Origin of the sequence: Lysinibacillus sp. G4S2, assembly GCF_030348505.1 — a bacterium.
Lineage (GTDB): Bacteria > Bacillota > Bacilli > Bacillales_A > Planococcaceae > Lysinibacillus.
On sequence record NZ_JAUCFJ010000002.1, the window covers coordinates 1,127,317 to 1,149,217 of the forward strand.

Genomic DNA, 21,901 nt, shown 5'->3' on the forward strand with positions numbered 1-21,901 from the left:
CAAAAAATCATCTCCCTCCTTATTCTTGAGAAGGAGGGAGATTTTTTATGGATGTTTGATTAAATATGGAAACGACAACAACAACGAGTAAAGGACCAATTAAAATACCGAAAAATCCAAATATTTCAAAACCGATAAACATTGCAATAAAAGTAGTTAGTGAGGAGAGTCCAACTTTATTTCCAATAATTCTAGGCTCAATCATACGTCGAACTAAAAATTGTACGATCGTAAGTACGACTAGCACGACAGCATAGATATAATCACCTGTAAAGGCTTTGTATATTGCCCAAGGAAGAAGCAATATAAATGAATCTAAAAAAGGAACGAAATCTAAAATGACTAGTAAGAGTGATAAAATAAGTGGGAATGGTGTTTTAAGAAAATAAAAGGTTCCAAAAGCTATTGCAAAAATGCAAATACCAACTAAAAATTGTGCTTTCATAAAACCAAATAAGGCAAGTTTCACACGGTGTCCTATAAAAAGTATTTTTTGTTGGTAGTGAAAGGGAATAGGAGCTAATATTTTACGATTAATGGTTGGTAATTCTAAAAGAAACATGTATAACACAATCCAATAAACAAAAATATCAAACAAACGTGAAGGGATATACGTAAGTAAAAATGACCAAACATTCACATTTGTTAAAGAAAGTGCAAATTTTTCGATTGATGATAGAGAACGGGCTATCATAAGTTGAATTTGTATAACTAGATCTAAAGGCAAATGATAAGTATAGTTGGAAAGCTTGGATTGTATTTGAATCCATAGTGCTGATAGCTGATTGAGGTACTCTGGAATATGAATGATAAATGTTGAAAATTGTTTCCAACTTATAAATATAATGAGAATACATAATAGTAATGTCATACTTGAAAAGAACATAAAAAAAATGGAGGCGACTATTTTGCGTTTTTTTCGGAATCGTTTACTGATCCGTATGATTACAGGCTCTAATAGTAATGCAGTTACGTAGGCAAGTAGTATTGGTAATGACAGGGATATGAACCAGAGAATTGCAACCCCGATAGCTATAACAATTATTGGGTGGCGGAAAAAGGGACGTTTGAAAAATTGTAGCATTTATCTCACCTACATCATGTAAAAGATATAGGTAGTATGAGAAGAAATAATATTTTTACTCAAAATAAAAAAGACTGGACCACCAGTCTTTTCAGATATAGTTAATGCACTGTACGCTGTTGCCAACTTGGTGTACTGTCACCGTCTGACAGATAAAAAAATAAAAATGATTTCGAATGTTTAATCGACATGCATACACCGTGAAATAACTATGTAAAATTATGCCTGAATTTTAAAAGCTTCTAGGTCTAATTTAACCTTTTTTAAGATTTCTTCACATTTTTTTACAAGGTGAGCTGGAAAAACTTCGTCATCGCCATACTCAACGCCGTGTGGATAGTAGTATTTACCAAGTACAGGTTTCATTAGTGTTAGGATTGCATCGTGTGCACCAACATCACCAGATTTTGCATAGGCAAATACACGTAGGTAGTAACGACCTTCACGAGTATCGAAACGCTTATCAAATGTCATGCGTTCGTAGTCCCAGCCGCCATCACATTCTAGACCATTTTGTTTCATGATGCTTACAATAAGTTCTTGATCAGCTGTTAAATTTTCAAGGTTAGTATTTTCAAAATACATCTATAATCCTCCTTTAGTTTCTCGTACAAAGTATACGCTCATTTTTATAATAGAGCATATTCGACATTGTTGCAATGACAACATTGTGTCAACACAATTACAATTGATATAATAACTTACAATAAATGTGATGAAAAGGAGTCATGTATGAAAGCTTTATTTCGCATTTTTATGGCATGTGCTGCGATTGCTTTGATTGGCTTTATGTTTTTTAATACACCACGAGAAAATGAGCCATTGAAAGGCCCGAATGCCAATTCAAATATTATTCCCAAAAACGAGTTAAAACAACCAGAAGTAGGGGCAATGACACGCCCACAAAGCGGGATGTCGACATATATCGGTAAAGAAGTAAAGAAAATTGTGAGTAAATATGGTAAACCAGCACGAAAGGAACCATCATCCTTTGGGTATGAATGGTGGATCTACAATGAAAATGCTTCTACATTTTTTATGGTAGGCGTTCAAAATAATATTGTGACACAAATTTACATAGCTGGTGAAGATATAGATGCTTATCCGTTTGAAATTGGACAGAAACGCGATGATATTTACCGAATGACAATCATTGATTATGAAGTATCTGCGAATGTAGGTGAAAATATTTTCGTTTTCTCAATGAGTGAAGAAGATATGCAGACACGATTGCTTGTAAAATTCGATGGGATTTTTGCACAACTCTATATAGATAGAGAAACAGGTGAGTTAGAAGGAGTTCGCTTTACTGATAGTAAAACGCTTGCTCTTCATCAACCTTATGAAATGACTTATCAAGGGGAGCTTGTTACATCAGCACCACCTTCCTCGTTTTTACAGCAAGAAATCAATGTAGCGAATGCTACACAGCTAGATGATTTAATAAATGTAACAAGGATTCATCATGATTTACCTGTATTAGAAATGGATGAGTCATTAGAGGAAGTAGCAAAAATGCATAGTGAAGATATGAAGGTTCAAAATTTTGTTGGGCATGAATCACCAACAAATGGAGATTTAAAAAAGAGGTTAGAGACGCAGGGAATCATTTATAGTGAAGCGAATGAAAATCTTGCAACTGATTATTTTGATGCTATCGAAGCAATGCATGGCTGGCTTAATTCTCCTGAGCATCGTAAAGTCATTTTAAATGATAAATATACTACAGTGGGATCAGGAGTATTTTTAAATTATTATACGCAAATATTCGTAGAACCTTCTTCTCAAAAGCTGGATAGTGAGGAGGACTCTGAAATACCAGAGGAAAATATTGATGAATCATCACAGAATTGAGCTTCATTCCTCCCACTTCTTCAGAGGTGGGAGGAATGAAGTGCTTTTTTCTTTACAGAACATACGTTTTTGTTGTATGTTGTGAATAATCAAAAAATAAAGGGGTGACGGGTAATGACGAAATCGAAAAAAGATTGTTTTATTATAGAACTCAAGTTGCTTATAAATACATGGCAAAAGGATATTCTATTAAAACGTTTTGAAATTGCCCGTACACTCTATAATACGACTTTGTCTTATGCAATAAAACAATATACTTTAATGCAGGAATCAAAACACTATCGAAAACAATTACGTTGCTACCAAAAAGCAAAAAAATCTAATGATACAAAAGAATTGAAGCAGACCGCACAAGAATTAGATAACATTCGTCAATCTTTTGGATTAAGTGAAAATCAACTGCATGCGTATATTAAAAAGCATCAACATAACTATAAAAAACATATAGATAGCAATACTTCCCAGAAAATCGCCTCTACTGTCTGGAAAGCGGTTCAGGATGTTCTATTTAAAGGGAGCAAAGCACACTTTAAACGTTACGGAATGCTTCATTCTGTAGAAGGGAAATCTAATAAAGCAGGCATTCGATTTAAAGAGAATGTTGTCTATTGGAACGGATTAACCCTTCCTATTCGTATTCGCAAACAAGATTTATTTGTAGAAGAATCCCTTGCTCTTCATACCATTAATTATTGTCGTCTAGTCAAAAAAGTGATTCGTGGAGTACATACTTTTTACGTACAACTCGTGATGGATGGGGTTCCTCCTGCAAAGAGAATTCCATCTACAGGAGCCTTTCGACATGCCTATCAAAAACAAAAACGAGTAGGTATTGACATTGGTCCTTCTACCATTGCGGTTGTTTCAGAAAAAACCGTTTTCATCCAACAACTTGCGCCAGAAGTACCTTTATTGGAGAAACAAAAAAGACGTTTATTACGCAAATTGGATAGAAGTCGTAGAAGTACCAATCCTAACAATTTCAACAAGGATGGTACTATTAAACATAGCGTCAAACTCCGTTGGACATATAGTAAAAACTATCAAAAAACAAAAAAACAAATAAAAGAATTATATAGAAAGAAAGCTTCCTACATCAAAGAAAAACATGGTGCGTTAGTCAATAAAATCTTGTCTCTTGGCGATGAGGTGTACATCGAAACCATGCATTTTAAAGGATTAGCAAAGCGTACAAAAGAAACCAAAACAAATATACAGGGTAAAATCCAATCCAAAAAGCGTTTTGGAAAAAGCATTGGGAATCATGCCCCTGCGATGCTAGTGGAAATCATCCATCAAAAATTAGGTTACACAAAGCAAACGATACAGAAAGTAAATACGATCACCTTTAGAGCCAGTCAGTATAACCATGTGACGGATCGTTATGAAAAGAAAAAACTCCATCAACGTTGGAGTCAAATTGGAAGTCATCTTGTACAACGAGATTTATATAGTGCGTTTTTACTGATGAATAGTGAACCAAATTTACAACAAACGAATCAAGACTTATGCAATAAAACGTTTACTACCTTTTTAGAGTTACACAATCAACATATAGAAGACTTAAGACAAGTAAAGAAAACATTCCCTCTTAGCATGGGAATCAAACAAATCAAGTGAGGGCTATTCCTCCGTAGGTAGAGCTACCTGCCTTCGTTAAAACTTATTGCCAACACAACATCGGTTGTGTAAATAAGAAAGTCTTATAGAACAGAAGATAAATCAAAGATGTTGTACACAGGACATAGCAACACCATCTGTGGAGAGCTTTGTAACGCTTCTCTTAAGTATATAAGAACCCCACTGCTTTAGCTGTGGGAGTAGTCAGAATAAAGTGATGTGGGAGTCTTGTATTAATGCGGGATAAAAAAGAAATTTGAGACTGAAGATAAACTTGGCGAAATCAAGTTTATCTTCAGTTTTTTCGTTTTTTAGCCGAAAAAGATATGCAAATCGGCATCTACATTTTTCGTCACACCGATACATACGCCGTCATATGATAGAGAACTGAAAGGGGGAATGAAGCTTGCAATTAGCTGAACTATTGAAAGACTGGCCATGTAGCGTGACTGGAGGATCTATTCGCACAATTATTACGGGCGTTGAGGATTATGCACAGGCGATAAAGCCTGGAAATATTTTCGTTGTTCGCAAGGGCAAGAAAACATCGGGAAGCCGCTTTGTAAAAGAAGCATTAGCTCGGGGTGCTGCTGCCATAATATCAGAGGAAAGTATTTCACTACCTATTACCGATCAAAATATCCCTTTTGTATGGGTTCCGAATACATCGTTATTTTTATCGTATGCGAGTGCAAAACTTTCAGCCTTTCCAGCAGAAGCATTAACAGTCATTGCGATTACAGGTACTAATGGTAAAACAACAGTGAGTCATTTTGTGAGCCAGCTGTTAAGAGCCTTACATAAAAATGTAGCGGTTATTGGAACTGTAGGATTTTTCATCAATGAACAGAAGCAACAAACAATGTATGAACAATTAACAACATTACAAGCAAAAGAGTTGCATCCGATTTTAAAGCAATGTGTACGAAGTGGAGTTACACATGTTGTTTTAGAAGCTTCATCGATGGGGTTACAGCAACATAGGCTTGATCATTGTGATATCGATTGTGGCGTTTTTTTAAATTTATCGGAGGACCATTTAGAAGATCATGGAGGACTTGAGGCATATAAGCGTGCGAAAAAAAGGTTGGCAGATTTATCAAAAAAGCTAGTGCTAAATGGAGATGATAATTTTTGCCGTTCTGTAGGTATTTATGATAAGAAAAAATCCTGCTCATTTGGCTTTGATAATCATAATGATTTACATATCCAAATTGTCAGTGAATCCATTGGAAAAACGGTACTTTGTTTGCAAACATCATCAAGTGAGCATATTGTAGAAATCCCTTTTGTTGGTAAGTACCATGTGCAAAATGCTGTAGCTGCGTTAATGGCTTTATGGCGTCTAGGTTTCTCCATTGATGAGATAGCAGCGCATATGTGGTCGTTAAGACTACCAGAAGGAAGACTTGAAAAAATAGACAATCCATTTGGAATTGATGTATATGTAGATTACGCGCATACTGCAGAGGCACTACAGGCTGTTTTACAAACTTTTGAGCGCTCGAAAAACCTTTACCTTGTATTTAGCTGTGGAGGAAATCGAGATAAGGCCAAACGATTTGCGATGGGAGCGGTAGCTAGTAAGTATGCGGATGTCATTTTTTTAACAACCGATAATCCACGTGATGAAGACCCTATCGTAATTAACGAAAGTATTATTGCTGGTTTTACTGAACAGCAATATTATGAAATTTTTCTAGATCGAGAAGTTGCTATTCATCAAGCGTTAGCAAAGGCAGAAAAAGGTGATATTGTACTAGTTGCCGGAAAAGGGCATGAACAGACCCAACAAATAAAAAATCAAAAACTCCCTTTTTCCGATCAACAATGTATTCGAGATTACTTTTTAAATCTTATGACTAAGGACGGCGTTGAATGACAAAAAAAGTAGCAGTCGCAATAGCAAGTTTTCGTCCAGTTTCATCTTCAATATCACATTCCATCACAAGTGTTTGACGCCCTTTATGTACAAAACGTCCACGAGCGATTAGTTCTTTATTGGTCGTTGTAGCAATATAAGAGACATTAATATTTGTTGTGACCACATTAAAGCCATCTGGTACTGAACGTGAAGCAAGTCCTCCCATTGCTGCATCAGCAATGGTTGCGATAATCCCACCGTGCGGAACCTTAATGGTATTATGGATAACGGGTGTAATTGGAATACGAACCTCACTGACCTCAGGATCAAATTTCCCGACCATATGTAAGGCAGCATTAATATAACGGCGATGAATACCTTGTTGTTTATCGCGAAGGCCAGACAATAAATGTAGTAAAACTTCCTCATCTTCAGCTGTACTATGTTGTAAAATATCTGCTAGTAATTGTTCTATTTGTCCTTTAGATGATGTGATCAATTAAAAAACTCCTTCATTTAAAAATATCAATAATGTAAAATTACCATAAAATCTGTTATGATGGGAAAGAGATTGGGGGAATTAAAAATGATGATGACCTCTGACTGGGTAATCATTTTGGATGAGGCCGACGCGCTTTGCGAGATGATTCTTTCCTCTGAGCCTGCAAAAACGCTACAACAAGCGTATGATGCTGTTTATAGCGATGTTCAAATAATTGAAGCTATTCACGCATTTAATCGCATGAAAGAGCAGTATGAAGATGTACAACGTTTCGGAAAATATCATCCGGACTATCATACAATTATGAAATCGATTCGTCAGCAAAAGCGCGCACTCGATTTAAATGAAAAGATTTCAGCTTTAAAGATTGCTGAAAATGATTTTCAAGATTTGCTTGACGAGATAAGCCTACTTATTGGAAAAACTGTATCAGAAGCAGTAAAAGTTCCTGTAAGTAATCCGTTTTTTGCATCAGGTTCTTCCTGCGGGGGAGGATGTGGCTCAGGTGGTTCTTGCTCTTGCTCTGCATAGACTTCTTATTAGACTGTAACAAACTCGATGAATTATGAGTTTGTATACAGTCTTTTTTTTATTACAAAACTACTGCGATAGAATCCTTAGAGCAACGGATAGGCTTATTGAAGCGACGGATAAAATGCCCAGGGTGAAGGATAGGCTTATCGAAGCGACGGATAAAACCGCAAGTGACGGATAGAATTATCAAAGCGACGGAAAGAATCCCAAAAGCGACGGATAAAATGCCCAGAGTGAAGGATAGGCTTATCGAAGCGGAGGATAAAATCGCAAGCGAAGGATAGAATTATCAGAGCGAAGGATAGAATTATCAAGTCGACGGAAAGAATCCCGAGAGCGACGGATAAAATGCCAAGAGTGACGGATAGGCTTATCGAAGCGACGGATAAAACCGCAAGCGACGGATAAAATCGCAAGTGACGGATAGAATTATCAAAGCGACGGATAGAATCCCGAGAGCGACGGATAAAATACCCAGAGTGAAGGATAGGCTTATCGAAGCGACGGATAAAACCGCAAGCGACGGATAGAATTATCAAGTCGACGGAAAGAATCCCAAGAGCGACGGATAAAATGCTCAGAGCGAAGGATAGGCTTATCAAAGCGACGGATAAAACCGCAAGCGACGGATAGAATTATCAAGTCGACGGAAAGAATCCCGAGAGCGACGGATAAAATGCCAAGAGTGACGGATAGGCTTATCGAAGCGACGGATAAAACCGCAAGTGACGGATAGAATTATCAAAGCGACGGAAAGAATCCCGAGAGCGACGGATAAAATGCCCAGAGTGAAGGATAGGCTTATCGAAGTGATGGATAAAACCACCAGAACTTCGCAAATGAAGGCTCATCACCAATATAAAACAAAAGGTAAGGGCTGTTTTCCAACTACCCTTACCAATTATGAATATGGAGATTAGGCTCCATTCTATTTTTGTAGTAATTCTACAGCAATATCAGGTCGGTCTGTAACTATACCTTTTGCACCATTGCGAATTAACTTATTCATTGTTGCCGCGTCATTGATTGTCCAATAGTGAACAGGTATGTTTAAGTTGCTTAAAAACTGAATAAACTTTGGAGAATCTAGTGCAATTACTCCTGATTTCGGTGGTATTTGGAATACATCTACCTTTGGGTGATATAAATGTCCAAATTGGCTTGAGAAAGAAGCGAATGCTTTACGAACATCTGATTCACCTGCACCGAGTGCTACTTGATTTTGTGCATAAAGATTAAAGCGATCTATCTGTTCGCCATAAAAACTTGTGACAACTACTCGATCTTCTGCACCAAGTTCTTCAATTAAACGCCATAATTTAGAAGGCATTAAACTCCCTTCATACGTATCTGGTGCATCTTTAATATCAATATTTATCAGCATATTTGGATAAGTTTCTATTAGTTCACGTAATGTTACAACGTCTATTTTTTCATTTCGATAAGGAAATTCCCCATCCAAATCTTCAAATTGATAACCGTGGTTTAATGCATTTATTTCTGCTAAAGTCATGTCTGCAACAAGACCATAGCCATCTGTCGTACGCTCAACAGTATCATCATGGAAAACGATAATTTCCTCATCTTTAGTTAAGCGAATGTCTATTTCAAAGCCGTCAACACTTAACTGTGCGGCTTTTTCAAAAGCAGGCATTGTATGCTCAGGTGCTAATTTGGCACCGCCGCGATGTGCAAGAATAACTGGATGATCGAACTGTAATGCTTGTTTACTTTCTCGTTGTTGAGGTTTAGAAATAGCTTTACTACCTGCCCAAGCCGCTGCACTTGCCGCTGCAATTGCAAGAGCAATCTTTGTTTTCTTACCCATATTCGTCCTCCTTAACAATTAAAATGATATAAAAGTACTGGCCAATTCACTTATGGATTTTCAGTGAACAAAACAAAATCAGTGAAGTTCTAACTAGTTTCTTATTTTCTTACTTAAGTGAATGTAAAACTCTTAATCAACGTTGTATGCTTTTTCATTATAACGGAAAAATGAGCGTTCTGTCAGCTAAACTCTGTTGCTATCATTTTCCGGTCTATGGTATTCTTTTATGTAAGAAATGAGGGGAATACTATATGAACGAACGACAAGGGCTAATCGTTTACGTCCATCAATTAAAACATGCGAAGTCTCTTCGGAAATATGGTCATGTTCTTTATATTTCTCGGAGGCAAAAATATGTAGTGCTTTATTGCGAGCGAGAGGAAATTGAAACATTGACAACAAAACTACAACGCCTTCCATTCGTGAAAGACGTTGTGAAGTCTTATCGTCCATTCGTTAAAACTGAATTTGAAAATGCAAAACCAGATAAAGCGAAGGAATATGACTATAAGGTAGGACTATAATATTACGTTAATGCTGGAATGTAGTGATGAAGTCTCATTATACCGATTAAGTATTGATAAAATAGTTTTGATTCCGAAAATATAGATGAGTGCTTTATTTCTACAACAACCGCTTTTCGATCTAGTTGTTTAATACTTTCTTCGAACATTTTTTGTCGCTTTGAAGGCTGCTCCTCATTAAAAGGGATGCCTTCTCGACAAATATAAATCGGCAAGAATTTACTGTCACCGACTGGCTTTAAAGCGACTGCTAAAGAGGTAACCTTTTTTTCTTCTTTAGTGGAAGTTAGTATAAAGGCTTGGTGGAAGCGCTCTTGATTGGTTCTCACTATTTCAAGTAGCTCATAAACATCACCATAGCCCTCACCTAATTCTATAAATTGTTGTGGCATAAAAATTGCACATCCTTTCCAATACACATAGTATCATGCTGCGGGAGGTCAAGCACATGAAATTTGCAATGAGTTTTTTTTCTGTTCTAGCACTAATCATTATCGGAACGTTATTTTTCCAGTACAATGCTTATTCATCTGACTTAGAAACAGGGAATGGCGAATTCCATTATTCACAAGAGATAGAAATAGTCTATCGGGAAAATAGCTTGGATATTCGCCAACATTTTAAAAATTTGCCCAACCAAAAGGTGGATATAAAATGGCCTGAAAAAGCTGTAAATCCTAGTTGCTTTATCGAAAACGAAAAAAGTTGTGGCCGCTTATCAGATGAAGTCTCATACTTTAAAAAAGGAGAGACTAAATCGCAATCTGTTTCATACATAATTCCGATTGAAGGTGGCTTAAAAGATAAAATGCTTATCCAAAATGTTTTCGCTACATTAACGAATGGTGAAGCATCTTATTCTATTGTACATATTTCAACTGATAGCAAAATTAATGGTCAGTGGATAACTGGCTTGCCTTTAGTAGGTCAGCAACAACTATCACTTGTTAACTATACAATGTTTAGTGGGAGTGGTACAGTTCGAGATATTTATTGGCAAACCGGCAATCTAAAGGTACAGGAGCAAACCCCTGTGTTATCTATTTATGCCTCGGGAGCTATTTCAAAGGATTTCTTAACATCATTAGAAAATTTACAGTTTTTGAATGATGAACATATAGCTATCATTCAAGAGAAGAGTCCAGTGAAAGAACATGATGATCGACTTTTATTTTTACCCGAGTTAACTGAACAAGCTGTTGAGCAAGAAGTTATAATGTCACAAATAAAGTCACAATATAAGTTTAAAGATTCACCAACATGGTTGCCGGAAGTTTTGGCATCCTATTTAGTGAAGGATTCAATTGGTTCAGATAAAACAAAGGACATCGTGAAGACGTTAAAAGAATATATGACAGCTGATCAAGAGGCGGCATGGCAGAAGGCTCTGAAAGAACTTGGAGAAGAGCCGGTTTCTCCTGATACAATGGATAAGCTTTTATCAGAGGTGTTAGAGGCAAAAACGTCTTATTTTAAGTTGAATGCAGCCCAAGAAAATGGCACATATCCACTATTATTTGAGGATAATCGAAGCGTTTACGTTAATGACGTTTTGAAAGAAGATGTTCATGTTATTCTCCGTGAAGGACAAGTATTATATAGTGCTGATACATTGTTGCCATATCTAGGTTATACTGCTGGTGAAGGTGAAAATGGATATTATGTAAATAATGATAATCGCACTTTCCGATTCCCGAATGAACCTGGTTTTTATGTATTCAATCAACGTAGATATTCTACTATTTCAGAACCGATTATTAAAATTGCCGATCATTATTATGTTGAAGAAGCTTGGCTACAACGATTATTTTTAGTAGAATTACAAAAAAGTGATGATAGCATCCAAATTTTAACACAAGAACAAATTTTTGCAGCGGAGGTTTGACTTTCGCTGCAAAAATATTTTTATCTAAAGCTTTCGGTGGATGTCGCGGATTTTGAATTGTGGAAGTACAATTAAAAATCTAAACGCACGCAAAGGCGAAATTAATAGATGGAATAAGGAAAGTATGGTGATTTGCATATATGAGAGTTGTAGCAGGAGAACGTAAAGGGATGCCGTTAAAGGCGATTGCAGGGAACACGACGAGACCTACAACAGATAAAGTAAAGGAATCCATTTTTAATATTATTGGTCCATTCTTTGACGGAGGTATTGCGCTCGATTTATTTGCAGGAAGCGGTGGCTTAGGCATCGAATCTTTAAGTAGAGGGGCTGAGCATGCCGTTTTTATTGAAAAGGATGCAAAGGCGTTCCAAGTACTACAGGAAAACATAAAAAAATGTCGTTACGAGGATTGTTCTGAGCTCTTTCGCATAGATGCGAAGCGTGCTGTGAAAGCGTTATTAAAACGTGATATTACGTTTAAATTAGTATTTCTAGATCCACCATACCATCACAAAGAATATTATGACTTAGTACAAATACTTGTCGACAATAATAAGATTCAACATGATGGCATCATTTTATGTGAGCATGCAAAAGAAGTAGAATTACCGCAAAGGTTTGGGGACTTTGTATTAAAAAGACAAGAAACATATGGTGGAACGATTATATCCGTTTATCTTCATTCGTTGGATGTCCCAATGCCCACTGAATAGAGGTACTCAGGCTAAGAACTTCACATCCTGTGGAAATGCCAGAGTGGCCAACATCATGCTATCAAGGTGAAATTGATCGTTATGCAAAGAAAGAGGGAGAATAAGTTGTCAGAGAAAATTGCTGTAGTTCCTGGAAGTTTTGATCCGGTGACATTTGGTCATTTAGATATCATTAAACGTGCGGCGGATGTATTTGACACAGTCTATGTTGCTGTTTTAAATAATTCATCAAAGCGGCCATTATTTTCAGTAGAAGAGCGCATGGCTTTAATGGCTGAAGTAACTAAAACATTGCCTAATGTACGTATTGAAAGTTCATCTGGACTGCTAATAGACTATGCTAAGGAAAAAAAAGCAAAGGCAATTGTCCGTGGTTTACGTGCTGTTTCAGATTTTGAATACGAAATGCAAATTACATCGATGAACCGTTTTCTTGATGAAACCATCGAAACGTTTTTCATTATGACAAAAAATCAATATTCATTCTTAAGCTCAAGCATCGTCAAAGAGGTTGCGAAATATGGTGGTGATGTCAATGAGCTTGTTCCTACTTGTGTTGTAGCAGCCTTAAAAGAAAAGTATGATTTTACTAAATAAAATACAAAGAGGATGTCTTATTGAAGGCATCCTTTTTTATATGTAGCTGGATATAACAATTATCATTTCAGGTGTGTTGATTAACCATTTTTATCCTCTCTGATTAATTAGAAGGCTCTGATTTCCGCTATACAGCTACTCGCTTTGTTGCTGCCGCTCCGCTTTCGCATTTCGCTTACGCGTAGAGCGAGGCTTCATGCGGTGAGCGTCGAGCCGCTTCTTTCGTTTTGTTGGCCTGTAAGTAGAGGAACGAAGGCAAAACATCACGTCCTATGATAATGCCTTCGGACCAATGTTCTTTTGTCCTCAAGTGGCTCATCAGACGACCCCGAGAAAGCCTCTAATCGGAATGGAAATCAATCACACGTTATGATGATGAGCTTATTTATTTTAAGAAAAAAAGAGCATAAATAGTGGGCACAATGATTATGCTAAGTAGGCGAAATTTTATATATGGTCGAACGGAAAGTTTGGCTGATTTCGCAATAACAAAAATTTGTAAGTGTATGCTTATACTTTGCATTGTTAACAACATAACAACTAGTAATGGTAAATATGAAAGATTGGGAAAAGCCGAAACGGTCATTTTAAGACCATTTGTAACTTCAAGAATTGCAGCGACAGAAAGCTCAGCTATATATGGAAATTTCGGTATCAGTGAATCTAAGCCCTGCTGAACAATCGTTTGGATGGTAGTGAAAAAAATTATTGTCGTTCCAACTAATAGTATTGTTGGTGCTGTTTCTTTTAAGCTTTCAGAGAATGGTGATGTATACAAAGGTGTATTGTGTATGGAGATGCTAGGAAGATCGATTTTACGAAATAAGAAGTAACCAGTTATTAAACAACAAATATTAAAACTATGTAGTAAACATAAAAACAACCATCCAAACGTATTACTGTGTAATAAATCGAGGCTTACAAATCCCAATACGAAGAGTGGACTTGGTGCATGACATACGGCTAATAAAAAATTTGCTTCTTTTGGATGTAGTTGTCCACTGTTTTTTAAGTAAACGATTGTTGTTGCTCCAGACGGATACCCCCCGAGTGCGCTAATAATGTATGCTTGTACGTATAATGAAGCTCTTTTTGTTTTCGTTCGCATAGGAGCCGTTAAACGAAGAAGCCATTGCGTTAAAATAAGATAAGGCAATAAATATGGGAATAGCGCATCCATAAAAAGGTTTAAACCTAAATCGGTACCATTGTGAGCTGTTTGTGGGAATAACAAGAGTAATAGAATAAGAACTATGCAAATCGCTATTTGAATTGTCGCATACATGTTATCATCTCGTTTCAACTTTTTGTCATTCACAAAGGCAAATGCTAAAATCAATATATGTAAAAAAGGCAAAAACATGAACGTATGGTTTTGCGAGCGTCCTAGGAGGTTTTTTCTAAATGAAGAAAAAAATTAGTATTTATGCAGTGTTATTAGTCGTGATTTGTTTTTTTGCACTATACCGACTAGACGCTTATATTATGAAGCCTGGAAGTGCTTATGATGTCAGTAAATTTGTTACCGTTGAAAATGACCACACAGAAAATAAAGGGTCTATGAGTTTAATGACGGTAGCTATGCAGCAAGCAACGCCTTTTTCGTATTTATGGGCGAAAACACAAAAACATCAAAAAATAATGGATATTAGTCAAGTTCGAAATCCAATGGAGGATGAAGAAGAATATAATGTTCGACAGCTTAAATTAATGACTGATTCACAATTTAATGCAAAGTATGTAGCTTTTCAAAAGGCAGGTATTCAAACAAAAATTATCTTCAACGGTGTTTTTGTATTAAATGTCTTAGAAGGTGGTGCTTCAGAAAATCTATTAAAAGCTGGTGATGAAATTATTGAAGTTGATGGGCAAAAAATTAAAAACCAACAAATGCTTGTAGATCTTTTGAAGCCTAAGCAACTTGGGGACAAAGTGACAATTAAATTTAAACGGAATAAAAAAGAACAAGAAGTAACGATTACATTAAAGGAAATCCCGAAATCAGAAGAGAAAAGAGCTGGTTTAGGTATTACGTATGCTGAAAGTAAATCTATTGAAACAAATCCTAAGGTGTCTATGAAGACTGAGGATATTGGAGGTCCATCTGCTGGACTAATGTTTACATTAGAAATTTTAGATCAGCTTCTCGAAGAGGATTTAACAAAAGGCTATGCTGTTGCAGGTACAGGGGAAATGCTGGTTGATGGTACTGTTGGAAGAATTGGTGGAATAGACTATAAAGTTATTGCCGCGGATCGAGATGGTATGGAAATCTTTTTTGCGCCAGATGATGAAATTTCTCCAGAAATGAAAGCTAAATATCCCGAGCTAGAATCTAACTATGCTACAGCAGTAAAGACTGCTAAGGAAATTGGTACAAAAATGAAAATAGTTCCAGTTAAAACAGTTGATGATGCAATCGAATATTTAAAACAATTACCGCAGAAATAAAGATTTATCATCATAATGAGGAATTGATTTCCGTTCCGGCTGGGCGCTTTGTTGTTGCTGTCGCTACGCTTTCGCACAGAGCAAAGCTTCCTGGGGGCGTCCGATGAGCCGCTTCACTCGCGATGCTCGCTCCAGGGTCTCATCTGTGACGCTGATCCCCAAGGAGTCGCCCAGCCTCCACTCCAATCAATCACTTTACTTAGCATGTACCTTCTGGTCACTGATAAAAAGAAACTTTGGCAACAAATGTTTTATATTCGAAACAAAGCGGCAGTAACAGGTGTTTTTTGTGCGAAAGCGAAGCGACAGCAACAGGTGTTTTTTGTGCGAAAGCGAAGCGACAGCAACAGCAGATGTACAACCACGTCACTGTTATAAATCTAATCTATTCGATTATGGTAAGTAGTTACAGCGTTCGTTTTTAAAATGCATAAAATTTATAAAAGTTCTACGCTATCATTGATTGGAGTGGAGGCTACTCGAGTGCTCCTGTCGCTTCGCTTTCGTCGCAGAGTAAAGCTTCCTGCGGTAAAAGCGAGATAGGTGAGACCCTGCAGGGAGCAAATGTTTTTCGTGTCAAAGCGGAGTGTTAATGAAGCTGCTTAACGCTCGCCCGCGGGAAAGTGAGTAGCCTAGAACAGAAATCAACTCCTCGTTTTGCCAAAGAGCCATAATGTGCTGCCTTTAATTTCACTGACATACAAGTTTTTCAACACACTAAAAGGATGCTAGAAGAATTTCTGGCATCCTTTTAGTATGATTTTTATCACTTAAAAACGAATCGGTGGTGTTTGATAATCTTTCGGAAGACTTTGCTCCTTTGTTCCGTGTTCTATACTTAAATTGTATACCTCTGCTGCATGAATATCTACAGCAAGCATAGCATCATCCATAGCGGCAACACGACTGATTAAAGGTAAAGGGATGTCTTTTTTATGCATTCCTAAATAGGCTTGCCCCTGTGTACTCATGCCGAGTAAACGAATAGTGGAGGGGGCATCAAAGCTTTGCAACTGTTCCTTTGTAAATCCGGTATAAATGTGTGTGAGCATACGCTGAAGTCGTGTCCAAGTATAGCGTTTCGATTTTATTTTTTCCATAAAGCTGCTGAATGAATGACTTGTTTTCGCTGCTTTAATAAGAGCATTTTCAATTCCTTCTGTTACTTCAGCATAGCGAGTAAGTTCATTAGGTGTGTGCCGAATAAGTGTAAACTGTAAGAATGGCCAAAAAGTTTCCCAACTTGCAAATTTACCGTATTTTCCATACCAATCAGATAAATAATCAAATGATGCTTTAGGGAGAACATCTTGCACACTTTGTAGTGCACTGGTTGTTGCTAGAGCCTTGCGTATTCCTGTCGCACTAGCGATGGATGCACCTTCTTGTAAAGCGTCATGGTAACCTGCAGCAATACGAGGGATCGTTAAAGGTTGAATCTTACCACCTAGCGCCATGGCAGCCTCAATATAATGAAAACCAAGTATATTGTTTGGTTGTGCCAAATCAATGTATGTTGCAGGAAACTTTTGAGAAAGCTGTTGATAGGCATAATGTAGACTTTTAGGATAGCTTGCGCCCGTTTGAAGGCTTTCTTTAATAAGAGCGTCATATTCAGTGCGATGATTATTAATGAGCTGAAACGTATTCATAAAGGGTTGTATGGAACCGTCTTCGCTTCCGAAGGCAAAAGAATCGCAACCAATTGCAGAAAGTAAGGAAATTGCACCTTTTGCGAAATCAGTTGCAGGTGCGGTACTGTAGACATAGGGTAGCTCGATGACAATATCAACACCACCTGCTAGGGCCATTTTTGTACGTGTCCATTTATCGACCATGGCTGGTTCACCGCGCTGCAAAAAATCCCCGCTCATGATAGCGATGGCTATATCCGCTTGTGCTACTTTTTTTGCCTGTTCCAAATGATAGGCATGTCCATTATGAAAAGGATTGTATTCAACAACTATTCCGACTGCTTGCATTATTTAAGCCCCCTTTATCAATATATTTGCTTCTCGTTCTTAGTGGAGTCTGTTGCATATTTAGAACGGTTTGGAGCAAATATGCTTTTCATAGTATATAATTATAGGTGGGTTTTATTGTGGTGACAAGAAATTATCTTGACATCTATTTTTACACATTATATAATCAACAGTGTTGTCTCGAGGTGATTAAACGAATGAAATGGTCAATTCATCAATTATCTAAATACCGCCAAAACGGGATGCCAATCGATGCCTATGTCCAGTTGGACGAGGTGATGGAGCGAAACCAGGATATTCGAGCAATTTCGCCCGTTCATGTAAAAGGGCTATGTACTTTCGGTGCATCGCAAATGACATGTCAGCTAACTGTGACGGCGACGTTAACACTACCATGTGCACGCACGTGGGAAAATGTTGAGTTTCCAATCGAAGTTGAGACAGTTGAAGTTTTCAGCTGGATTGACGAAGAAAAACGAGGGGAAGATGACGGAGACATTCACTATATTGATGGTGAAGTCATCGACATGAAGCCAGTACTTGAGGAGCTTGTTCTTCTTGAGGTACCTATGCAAGTGTTCAAAGAGAATACTGAAGGACAAATGCATGGTGGTAAAAACTGGTCTTACGCAACAGATGAAGACGTTGAACTACACAAAAAAGCTGACGAACAAAAAGTGGATCCAAGACTAGCTTCATTAGCTAAGTATTTTGATCAAACAGACGAATAGACGATCTGTAAGGAGGTGCCATCAATGGCTGTACCATTTAGAAGAACTTCTAAAACTGCAAAAAGAAAGCGTCGTACGCATTTCAAACTATCTGTACCTGGTATGGTAGCTTGCCCTAACTGTGGTGAAGCTAAATTATCACACCGTGTTTGCAAAGCTTGTGGACAATACAAAGGTAAAGAAGTAGTAAGCAAATAATACAGTGTTTGCTCACTTAAAAGGCTAGTAGAGAGACCATGGCTCTTTACTAGTCTTTTTTTAGTTCGAAAAGACGGAATTTTTCGCTAATTACGAAAAGATATATAGTGCTATAATAATTGTATGATACAATCTATCCAATGTGACAAAGGGGGAAAAAGTATGGCTTATATAATTGAAAACAAAGAAGGTATTATGACATTTACGATTAATCGAGAAGAAAAGAGAAATGCGGTCAATGATGAGGTTATGGATGGTCTTCAAGAAGTAATTACATATATTAGAAATCATGATGATGTGCGTTTTTTGGTTGTGACAGGTGCGGGGGATAAATCATTTTGCTCAGGGGGAGATTTGTCTGAATTCCATTCGCTTGAAACTGAGGATGCGGCGTTTGGGATGTTGAGTAAGATGGGCAAAATATTATACGAACTTGCAACATTGCCTGTGCCAACGATTGCATTAATAAATGGAGCGGCGGTTGGTGGAGGTTGTGAGATTGCGACAGCTTGTGATTTTCGACTAGTGGCAAGTCATGCAAAGTGCGGTTTTATCCAGGGAACATTAGCAATTACGAGTGGCTGGGGAGGCGGTACATACTTATTCGAACGAGGGTTACGTCATGATCGTGCGATGAAGATGCTAGTCGATGCAAAACCTTATCCAGCAGAGTTACTATATGAGATTGGTTGGGCAATGCGTGTCTTTGAAGGTTCGAAAGAAGAGGCATTGAATGATTTTATCGAGCATATGCGTAAAATTCACCCTTCTGTTCATAAGGCTTATAAAGAAATCGAGCTTCGTAAGTGGCGTGAACGTAATATGTATGAACGTGTTATGGAGGAAGTTCGTACATGTGCAAAATTGTGGGAAAGTGAAGCTCACCACGAGGCAGTTGCTAATTTCCTAACAAAGAAGAACAATAAATAATGTGTAACGGCAGTGATTATAGCAAAACATAATCGCTGTCTTTTTTTAACTTCTTTCAGCAAATGTTTTTGCAACGGCAGTTACAGACTGAAAGAAGTTAAAACCTCTGGCGGATGTCGCGGATGTTGAAAAGAATGAATTGTGCGGGCACAATTCAAAATCCGGACGCAATTACGCCAAGGCGAAATTGATTTCGATGATTCTATTTTGCTCGCTCATGCATATAGTAGTAAAAAATGCGAGGGTGATAGATTATGGAATTGAAAAAAAGAAAAGATCAGTGGACAAAGGAAGACGATGAAAGATTAGCAGAAATTGTGTTGCATAATGTGCAAAATGGCAAAACACAGCTAGAAGCTTTTGAATTAGCTGCTGTTGAATTAGGTCGTACAAAACAAGCATGTGGTTTCCGTTGGAATAAAACGTTACGTGGTCAATATAGTCAGTCGCTACTAGCTGTACGAAATCAACCGCAACAATCTATGCGAAGCCATTTGAAATTGGCATTGACAAGTTTTGATGAATTAACAGAGGCTTATCAAACTCTTGAAATAAGGCACCGTGAATTACAAAATGAGCATGATAAACTAGTGAAATGGTTGCAACAAGGGTATTCTTTAATGAAAGATTAAAATGAGAGAGTGGTCGTAAGTTAAAAGTGCTGTAGAGGTAAGTTACTTAGTAAGAGTGTAAACTTGAATGAAAACATAATCCTACACTAAGTATTTCAATAATTATTTATCCCGCATTAAGAAATCTGTGCCGAAAGAAAGAAGATAGGTGGGAGATTAACTGCCCGTAAAAGTCCGATTAGTGTATAATATAAGAACCTGCATAGGAGGTGCCTTAGAACTATTTCTAAGGCACCTCCTTCTGTAGAGAGGGACGAAGACGGGAAATTTGTGATAGGTTGTTTAGAAGGGTATTCTCTTATTTAGATTGCTCATTTGCAAATGTGGGAGGTGTGGAGTGTAGTGAATGTGGCGATTATTGGTGCTGGGGCTGTAGGTCAGTTAACGGCAAGTTTTTTAGCTGAGTCTGGTATGTCTGTAACGTTGGTTGCAAGAAGGCAGGGGCAAGCGGATGAACTTAATGTAAAGTATTTAACACGAGTGAATGTTGATGGAACGGAAACGGTTCAAAAAGTCGCTTCAACTACGAAATTAGAGGAGCTGCCACAGCAAGATTTAATTGTGATTGCGGTTAAATATGGTCAATTGCAAAAGCTTTACGAACAATTGTCTTCATTACCAAGTGAAGTACCGTTGCTGTTTATGCAAAATGGTTTAGCACATTTTGATGAAGCACTACGTTTACCACAAAAAAATATAGCTTTTTGTTCTGTGTCATTTGGTGCTCAAATGATAGCTCAGTCAACTGTACAACATAGAGGAGTAGGGGCTTGTAAAATTGCGATAGAGCGTGGGAATAGTGATGTATTTAACAAGTTGTTACAACTTAGAAATTCTTTATACCCAATTGAATTGGTTGTTAATGCTGAACAAATGCTATTTGAGAAAGCTGTATTTAATTGTTTGATTAATCCATTAACGGCTGTTTTACAAGTGAAGAATGGAGAGCTAGTAACGAATAAGCATGCATTTTTACTAATGCAAACTATCTATCATGAGTTGGCGGTTGCTTTTAAAGGCATAGAACAAGCTATACCTTTTTTCAAAGTGATAGACTTATGTGAAAAAACAGCAAATAATACGTCCTCTATGTTAGCGGATCGGATGCATGGGAGAAAAAGTGAAATTGACACGATTGTTGGAGTAATACTAGAAAAAGCTCTAGCAAGTGGTCACAATTTGCCTACCTTACGTACTTTATATCACCAAGTACTTGCAATAGAGGAGAGCGGTGAAAGAAGTTGAAAGAGTTTTTACATATTGTTATTAGTATCGTCATTTTTTGTCCAATCCTTTTATTTGTGATTGTCTATTTAATTAGTCGGAAGGTTAAAATCCGAGGCACTCATGCTTTTGGAGCGGCATCAGACATGACGACATTTTGTTTGTTTTTTTCAGTACCTCTAGCGATTGATGTGCTATGGAATATAAATGTTAGCGCACTGTTAGTATCGTTAGCAATAATGATGGCAATGGTTTTTACATATATTGATTGGCGAACAAAAAAAGAGATTGAAGTGAAAGCGTTACTTAGGAAAATTTGGCGCTTTCAATTTTTGGTACTAAGTACGGCGTATATTGTTATTTGTATAATAGGTGTTATTCAATCAGTAATTGAATATTTACAGGCTGTCTAAGCATTTTCTTTTCATGTTGAAGCCATAAGCGTTAAAATGATAGCATTATAAATTGTTTTTAGTAATAACTCTATATGTTGCAAAAAATATTAAATAAATTCCAAAGTACTCAAGCGTTTAGCAACATACTAAGGGTAAATCGCATAGTAAGTATTAAAGGAGTTTATGACAAATTTGCTTGTTAAGAGGCTCGTCACCAAAAGTTGTGGATGACATTTGTTGATGCGTATGTCTTGAATATAAGTTGGAACAGAAATCAACCACACGTTATGGTAATGAGCTTATTAAGAGCAAGAAGATGATTTAGTGAGTAGAGGAGTTTGTGTTAA

Annotated in this window: 24 protein-coding genes; 15 read left to right on the plus strand and 9 right to left on the minus strand. The window is 37.2% G+C overall.

The annotated features are described in order from the left end of the window. Window positions 1-19 precede the first annotated feature (19 nt). Both ytvI and QUF91_RS05720 read right to left on the minus strand, forming a co-directional pair. On the minus strand, window positions 20-1,084 hold the full coding sequence (gene ytvI / locus QUF91_RS05715; protein WP_289417120.1) for a sporulation integral membrane protein YtvI: 1,065 nt from the start codon (window positions 1,082-1,084) through the stop codon (window positions 20-22). 219 nt (window positions 1,085-1,303) lie between these two features. Continuing rightward, on the minus strand, window positions 1,304-1,669 hold the full coding sequence (locus QUF91_RS05720; protein ID WP_285396036.1) for a YugN family protein: 366 nt from the start codon (window positions 1,667-1,669) through the stop codon (window positions 1,304-1,306). 147 nt (window positions 1,670-1,816) lie between these two features. Between QUF91_RS05720 and QUF91_RS05725 the strand changes: the two genes are divergently transcribed. The 3 genes from QUF91_RS05725 (at window position 1,817) to QUF91_RS05735 (ending at window position 6,440) form a co-directional block, all read left to right on the plus strand. Further along, window positions 1,817-2,938: a CAP domain-containing protein gene (locus QUF91_RS05725; protein WP_289417121.1), complete on the plus strand. Its 1,122-nt coding sequence runs from the start codon at window positions 1,817-1,819 to the stop codon at window positions 2,936-2,938. 114 nt (window positions 2,939-3,052) lie between these two features. Continuing rightward, on the plus strand, window positions 3,053-4,558 hold the full coding sequence (locus tag QUF91_RS05730) for a transposase (RefSeq protein ID WP_289417122.1): 1,506 nt from the start codon (window positions 3,053-3,055) through the stop codon (window positions 4,556-4,558). 406 nt (window positions 4,559-4,964) lie between these two features. Then, window positions 4,965-6,440, plus strand: a complete 1,476-nt coding sequence (locus QUF91_RS05735) for a UDP-N-acetylmuramoyl-L-alanyl-D-glutamate--2,6-diaminopimelate ligase (RefSeq protein ID WP_285396034.1) — start codon at window positions 4,965-4,967, stop codon at window positions 6,438-6,440. Here QUF91_RS05735 and QUF91_RS05740 read toward each other — a convergent pair. After that, complete coding sequence (locus QUF91_RS05740; RefSeq protein ID WP_285396033.1) at window positions 6,421-6,921, minus strand: PaaI family thioesterase; 501 nt, start codon at window positions 6,919-6,921, stop codon at window positions 6,421-6,423. The genes QUF91_RS05735 and QUF91_RS05740 overlap by 20 nt on opposite strands. A gap of 87 nt (window positions 6,922-7,008) precedes the next feature. Here QUF91_RS05740 and QUF91_RS05745 point away from each other — a divergent pair, with 87 nt between their 5' ends. Next, window positions 7,009-7,455 (plus strand): YlbF/YmcA family competence regulator, encoded by a 447-nt coding sequence (locus QUF91_RS05745; protein WP_285396032.1) that lies wholly within the window; start codon window positions 7,009-7,011, stop codon window positions 7,453-7,455. A gap of 146 nt (window positions 7,456-7,601) precedes the next feature. Here QUF91_RS05745 and QUF91_RS05750 read toward each other — a convergent pair whose 3' ends face one another. The 3 genes from QUF91_RS05750 to QUF91_RS05760 all read right to left on the minus strand — a co-directional run bounded on the left by QUF91_RS05750 (window position 7,602) and on the right by QUF91_RS05760 (window position 9,286). Then, window positions 7,602-8,060, minus strand: coding sequence for a hypothetical protein (locus QUF91_RS05750; protein ID WP_289417123.1), 459 nt, complete (start codon window positions 8,058-8,060; stop codon window positions 7,602-7,604). Then, a complete protein-coding gene (locus tag QUF91_RS05755) occupies window positions 8,057-8,284 on the minus strand; it encodes a hypothetical protein (protein ID WP_289417124.1) in 228 nt (75 codons plus the stop codon). The genes QUF91_RS05750 and QUF91_RS05755 overlap by 4 nt, the downstream gene beginning before the upstream one ends. A 102-nt stretch (window positions 8,285-8,386) precedes the next feature. Beyond that, window positions 8,387-9,286 (minus strand): glycerophosphodiester phosphodiesterase family protein, encoded by a 900-nt coding sequence (locus QUF91_RS05760; protein WP_285396971.1) that lies wholly within the window; start codon window positions 9,284-9,286, stop codon window positions 8,387-8,389. Window positions 9,287-9,540: 254 nt separating this feature from the next. Here QUF91_RS05760 and QUF91_RS05765 point away from each other — a divergent pair, with 254 nt between their 5' ends. Beyond that, the gene (locus tag QUF91_RS05765; protein WP_285396970.1) at window positions 9,541-9,813 is read left to right on the plus strand and encodes a YlbG family protein; all 273 of its coding nucleotides are present in this window, start codon (window positions 9,541-9,543) and stop codon (window positions 9,811-9,813) included. 2 nt (window positions 9,814-9,815) lie between these two features. Here the strand turns inward: QUF91_RS05765 and QUF91_RS05770 are convergent, their stop codons facing one another. Then, on the minus strand, window positions 9,816-10,205 hold the full coding sequence (locus QUF91_RS05770; RefSeq protein ID WP_285396969.1) for a DUF7147 family protein: 390 nt from the start codon (window positions 10,203-10,205) through the stop codon (window positions 9,816-9,818). 56 nt (window positions 10,206-10,261) lie between these two features. On the opposite strand from QUF91_RS05770, the gene QUF91_RS05775 reads away from it, so the two are divergent. The 3 genes from QUF91_RS05775 to coaD all read left to right on the plus strand — a co-directional run bounded on the left by QUF91_RS05775 (window position 10,262) and on the right by coaD (window position 13,011). Continuing rightward, window positions 10,262-11,698: an RNA polymerase II gene (locus QUF91_RS05775; protein WP_289417125.1), complete on the plus strand. Its 1,437-nt coding sequence runs from the start codon at window positions 10,262-10,264 to the stop codon at window positions 11,696-11,698. Between the two features lie 140 nt (window positions 11,699-11,838). Next, entirely contained in the window at window positions 11,839-12,414 is a 576-nt protein-coding gene (gene rsmD / locus QUF91_RS05780; protein WP_289417126.1) for a 16S rRNA (guanine(966)-N(2))-methyltransferase RsmD, read from the plus strand. Window positions 12,415-12,495: 81 nt separating this feature from the next. Beyond that, window positions 12,496-13,011, plus strand: coding sequence for a pantetheine-phosphate adenylyltransferase (gene coaD / locus QUF91_RS05785; protein ID WP_289417127.1), 516 nt, complete (start codon window positions 12,496-12,498; stop codon window positions 13,009-13,011). Window positions 13,012-13,396: 385 nt separating this feature from the next. Here the strand turns inward: coaD and QUF91_RS05790 are convergent, their stop codons facing one another. Further along, window positions 13,397-14,296, minus strand: coding sequence for a hypothetical protein (locus QUF91_RS05790; protein ID WP_289417128.1), 900 nt, complete (start codon window positions 14,294-14,296; stop codon window positions 13,397-13,399). Window positions 14,297-14,415: 119 nt separating this feature from the next. Here QUF91_RS05790 and QUF91_RS05795 point away from each other — a divergent pair, with 119 nt between their 5' ends. Next, window positions 14,416-15,462 (plus strand): SepM family pheromone-processing serine protease, encoded by a 1,047-nt coding sequence (locus QUF91_RS05795; RefSeq protein WP_285397946.1) that lies wholly within the window; start codon window positions 14,416-14,418, stop codon window positions 15,460-15,462. 770 nt (window positions 15,463-16,232) lie between these two features. Here QUF91_RS05795 and QUF91_RS05800 read toward each other — a convergent pair. Next, window positions 16,233-17,444 carry a nucleotidyltransferase gene (locus QUF91_RS05800; protein WP_289417129.1) on the minus strand — a complete coding sequence of 404 codons (1,212 nt, stop codon included), beginning with the start codon at window positions 17,442-17,444 and terminating at the stop codon, window positions 16,233-16,235. Between the two features lie 197 nt (window positions 17,445-17,641). On the opposite strand from QUF91_RS05800, the gene QUF91_RS05805 reads away from it, so the two are divergent. The 6 genes from QUF91_RS05805 to QUF91_RS05830 all read left to right on the plus strand — a co-directional run bounded on the left by QUF91_RS05805 (window position 17,642) and on the right by QUF91_RS05830 (window position 21,572). Further along, window positions 17,642-18,175 (plus strand): YceD family protein, encoded by a 534-nt coding sequence (locus QUF91_RS05805; protein WP_289417130.1) that lies wholly within the window; start codon window positions 17,642-17,644, stop codon window positions 18,173-18,175. 24 nt (window positions 18,176-18,199) lie between these two features. Beyond that, the gene (gene rpmF, locus QUF91_RS05810) at window positions 18,200-18,373 is read left to right on the plus strand and encodes a 50S ribosomal protein L32 (RefSeq protein WP_010858320.1); all 174 of its coding nucleotides are present in this window, start codon (window positions 18,200-18,202) and stop codon (window positions 18,371-18,373) included. A gap of 162 nt (window positions 18,374-18,535) precedes the next feature. Further along, window positions 18,536-19,303 (plus strand): enoyl-CoA hydratase/isomerase family protein, encoded by a 768-nt coding sequence (locus QUF91_RS05815; protein WP_285397941.1) that lies wholly within the window; start codon window positions 18,536-18,538, stop codon window positions 19,301-19,303. Between the two features lie 254 nt (window positions 19,304-19,557). After that, window positions 19,558-19,935 (plus strand): transcriptional regulator, encoded by a 378-nt coding sequence (locus QUF91_RS05820; RefSeq protein ID WP_285397940.1) that lies wholly within the window; start codon window positions 19,558-19,560, stop codon window positions 19,933-19,935. Window positions 19,936-20,277: 342 nt separating this feature from the next. Beyond that, window positions 20,278-21,180 (plus strand): ketopantoate reductase family protein, encoded by a 903-nt coding sequence (locus QUF91_RS05825; protein WP_289417131.1) that lies wholly within the window; start codon window positions 20,278-20,280, stop codon window positions 21,178-21,180. Beyond that, the gene (locus tag QUF91_RS05830) at window positions 21,177-21,572 is read left to right on the plus strand and encodes a DUF3397 domain-containing protein (RefSeq protein WP_289417132.1); all 396 of its coding nucleotides are present in this window, start codon (window positions 21,177-21,179) and stop codon (window positions 21,570-21,572) included. The genes QUF91_RS05825 and QUF91_RS05830 overlap by 4 nt, the downstream gene beginning before the upstream one ends. Window positions 21,573-21,901: the final 329 nt, after the last annotated feature.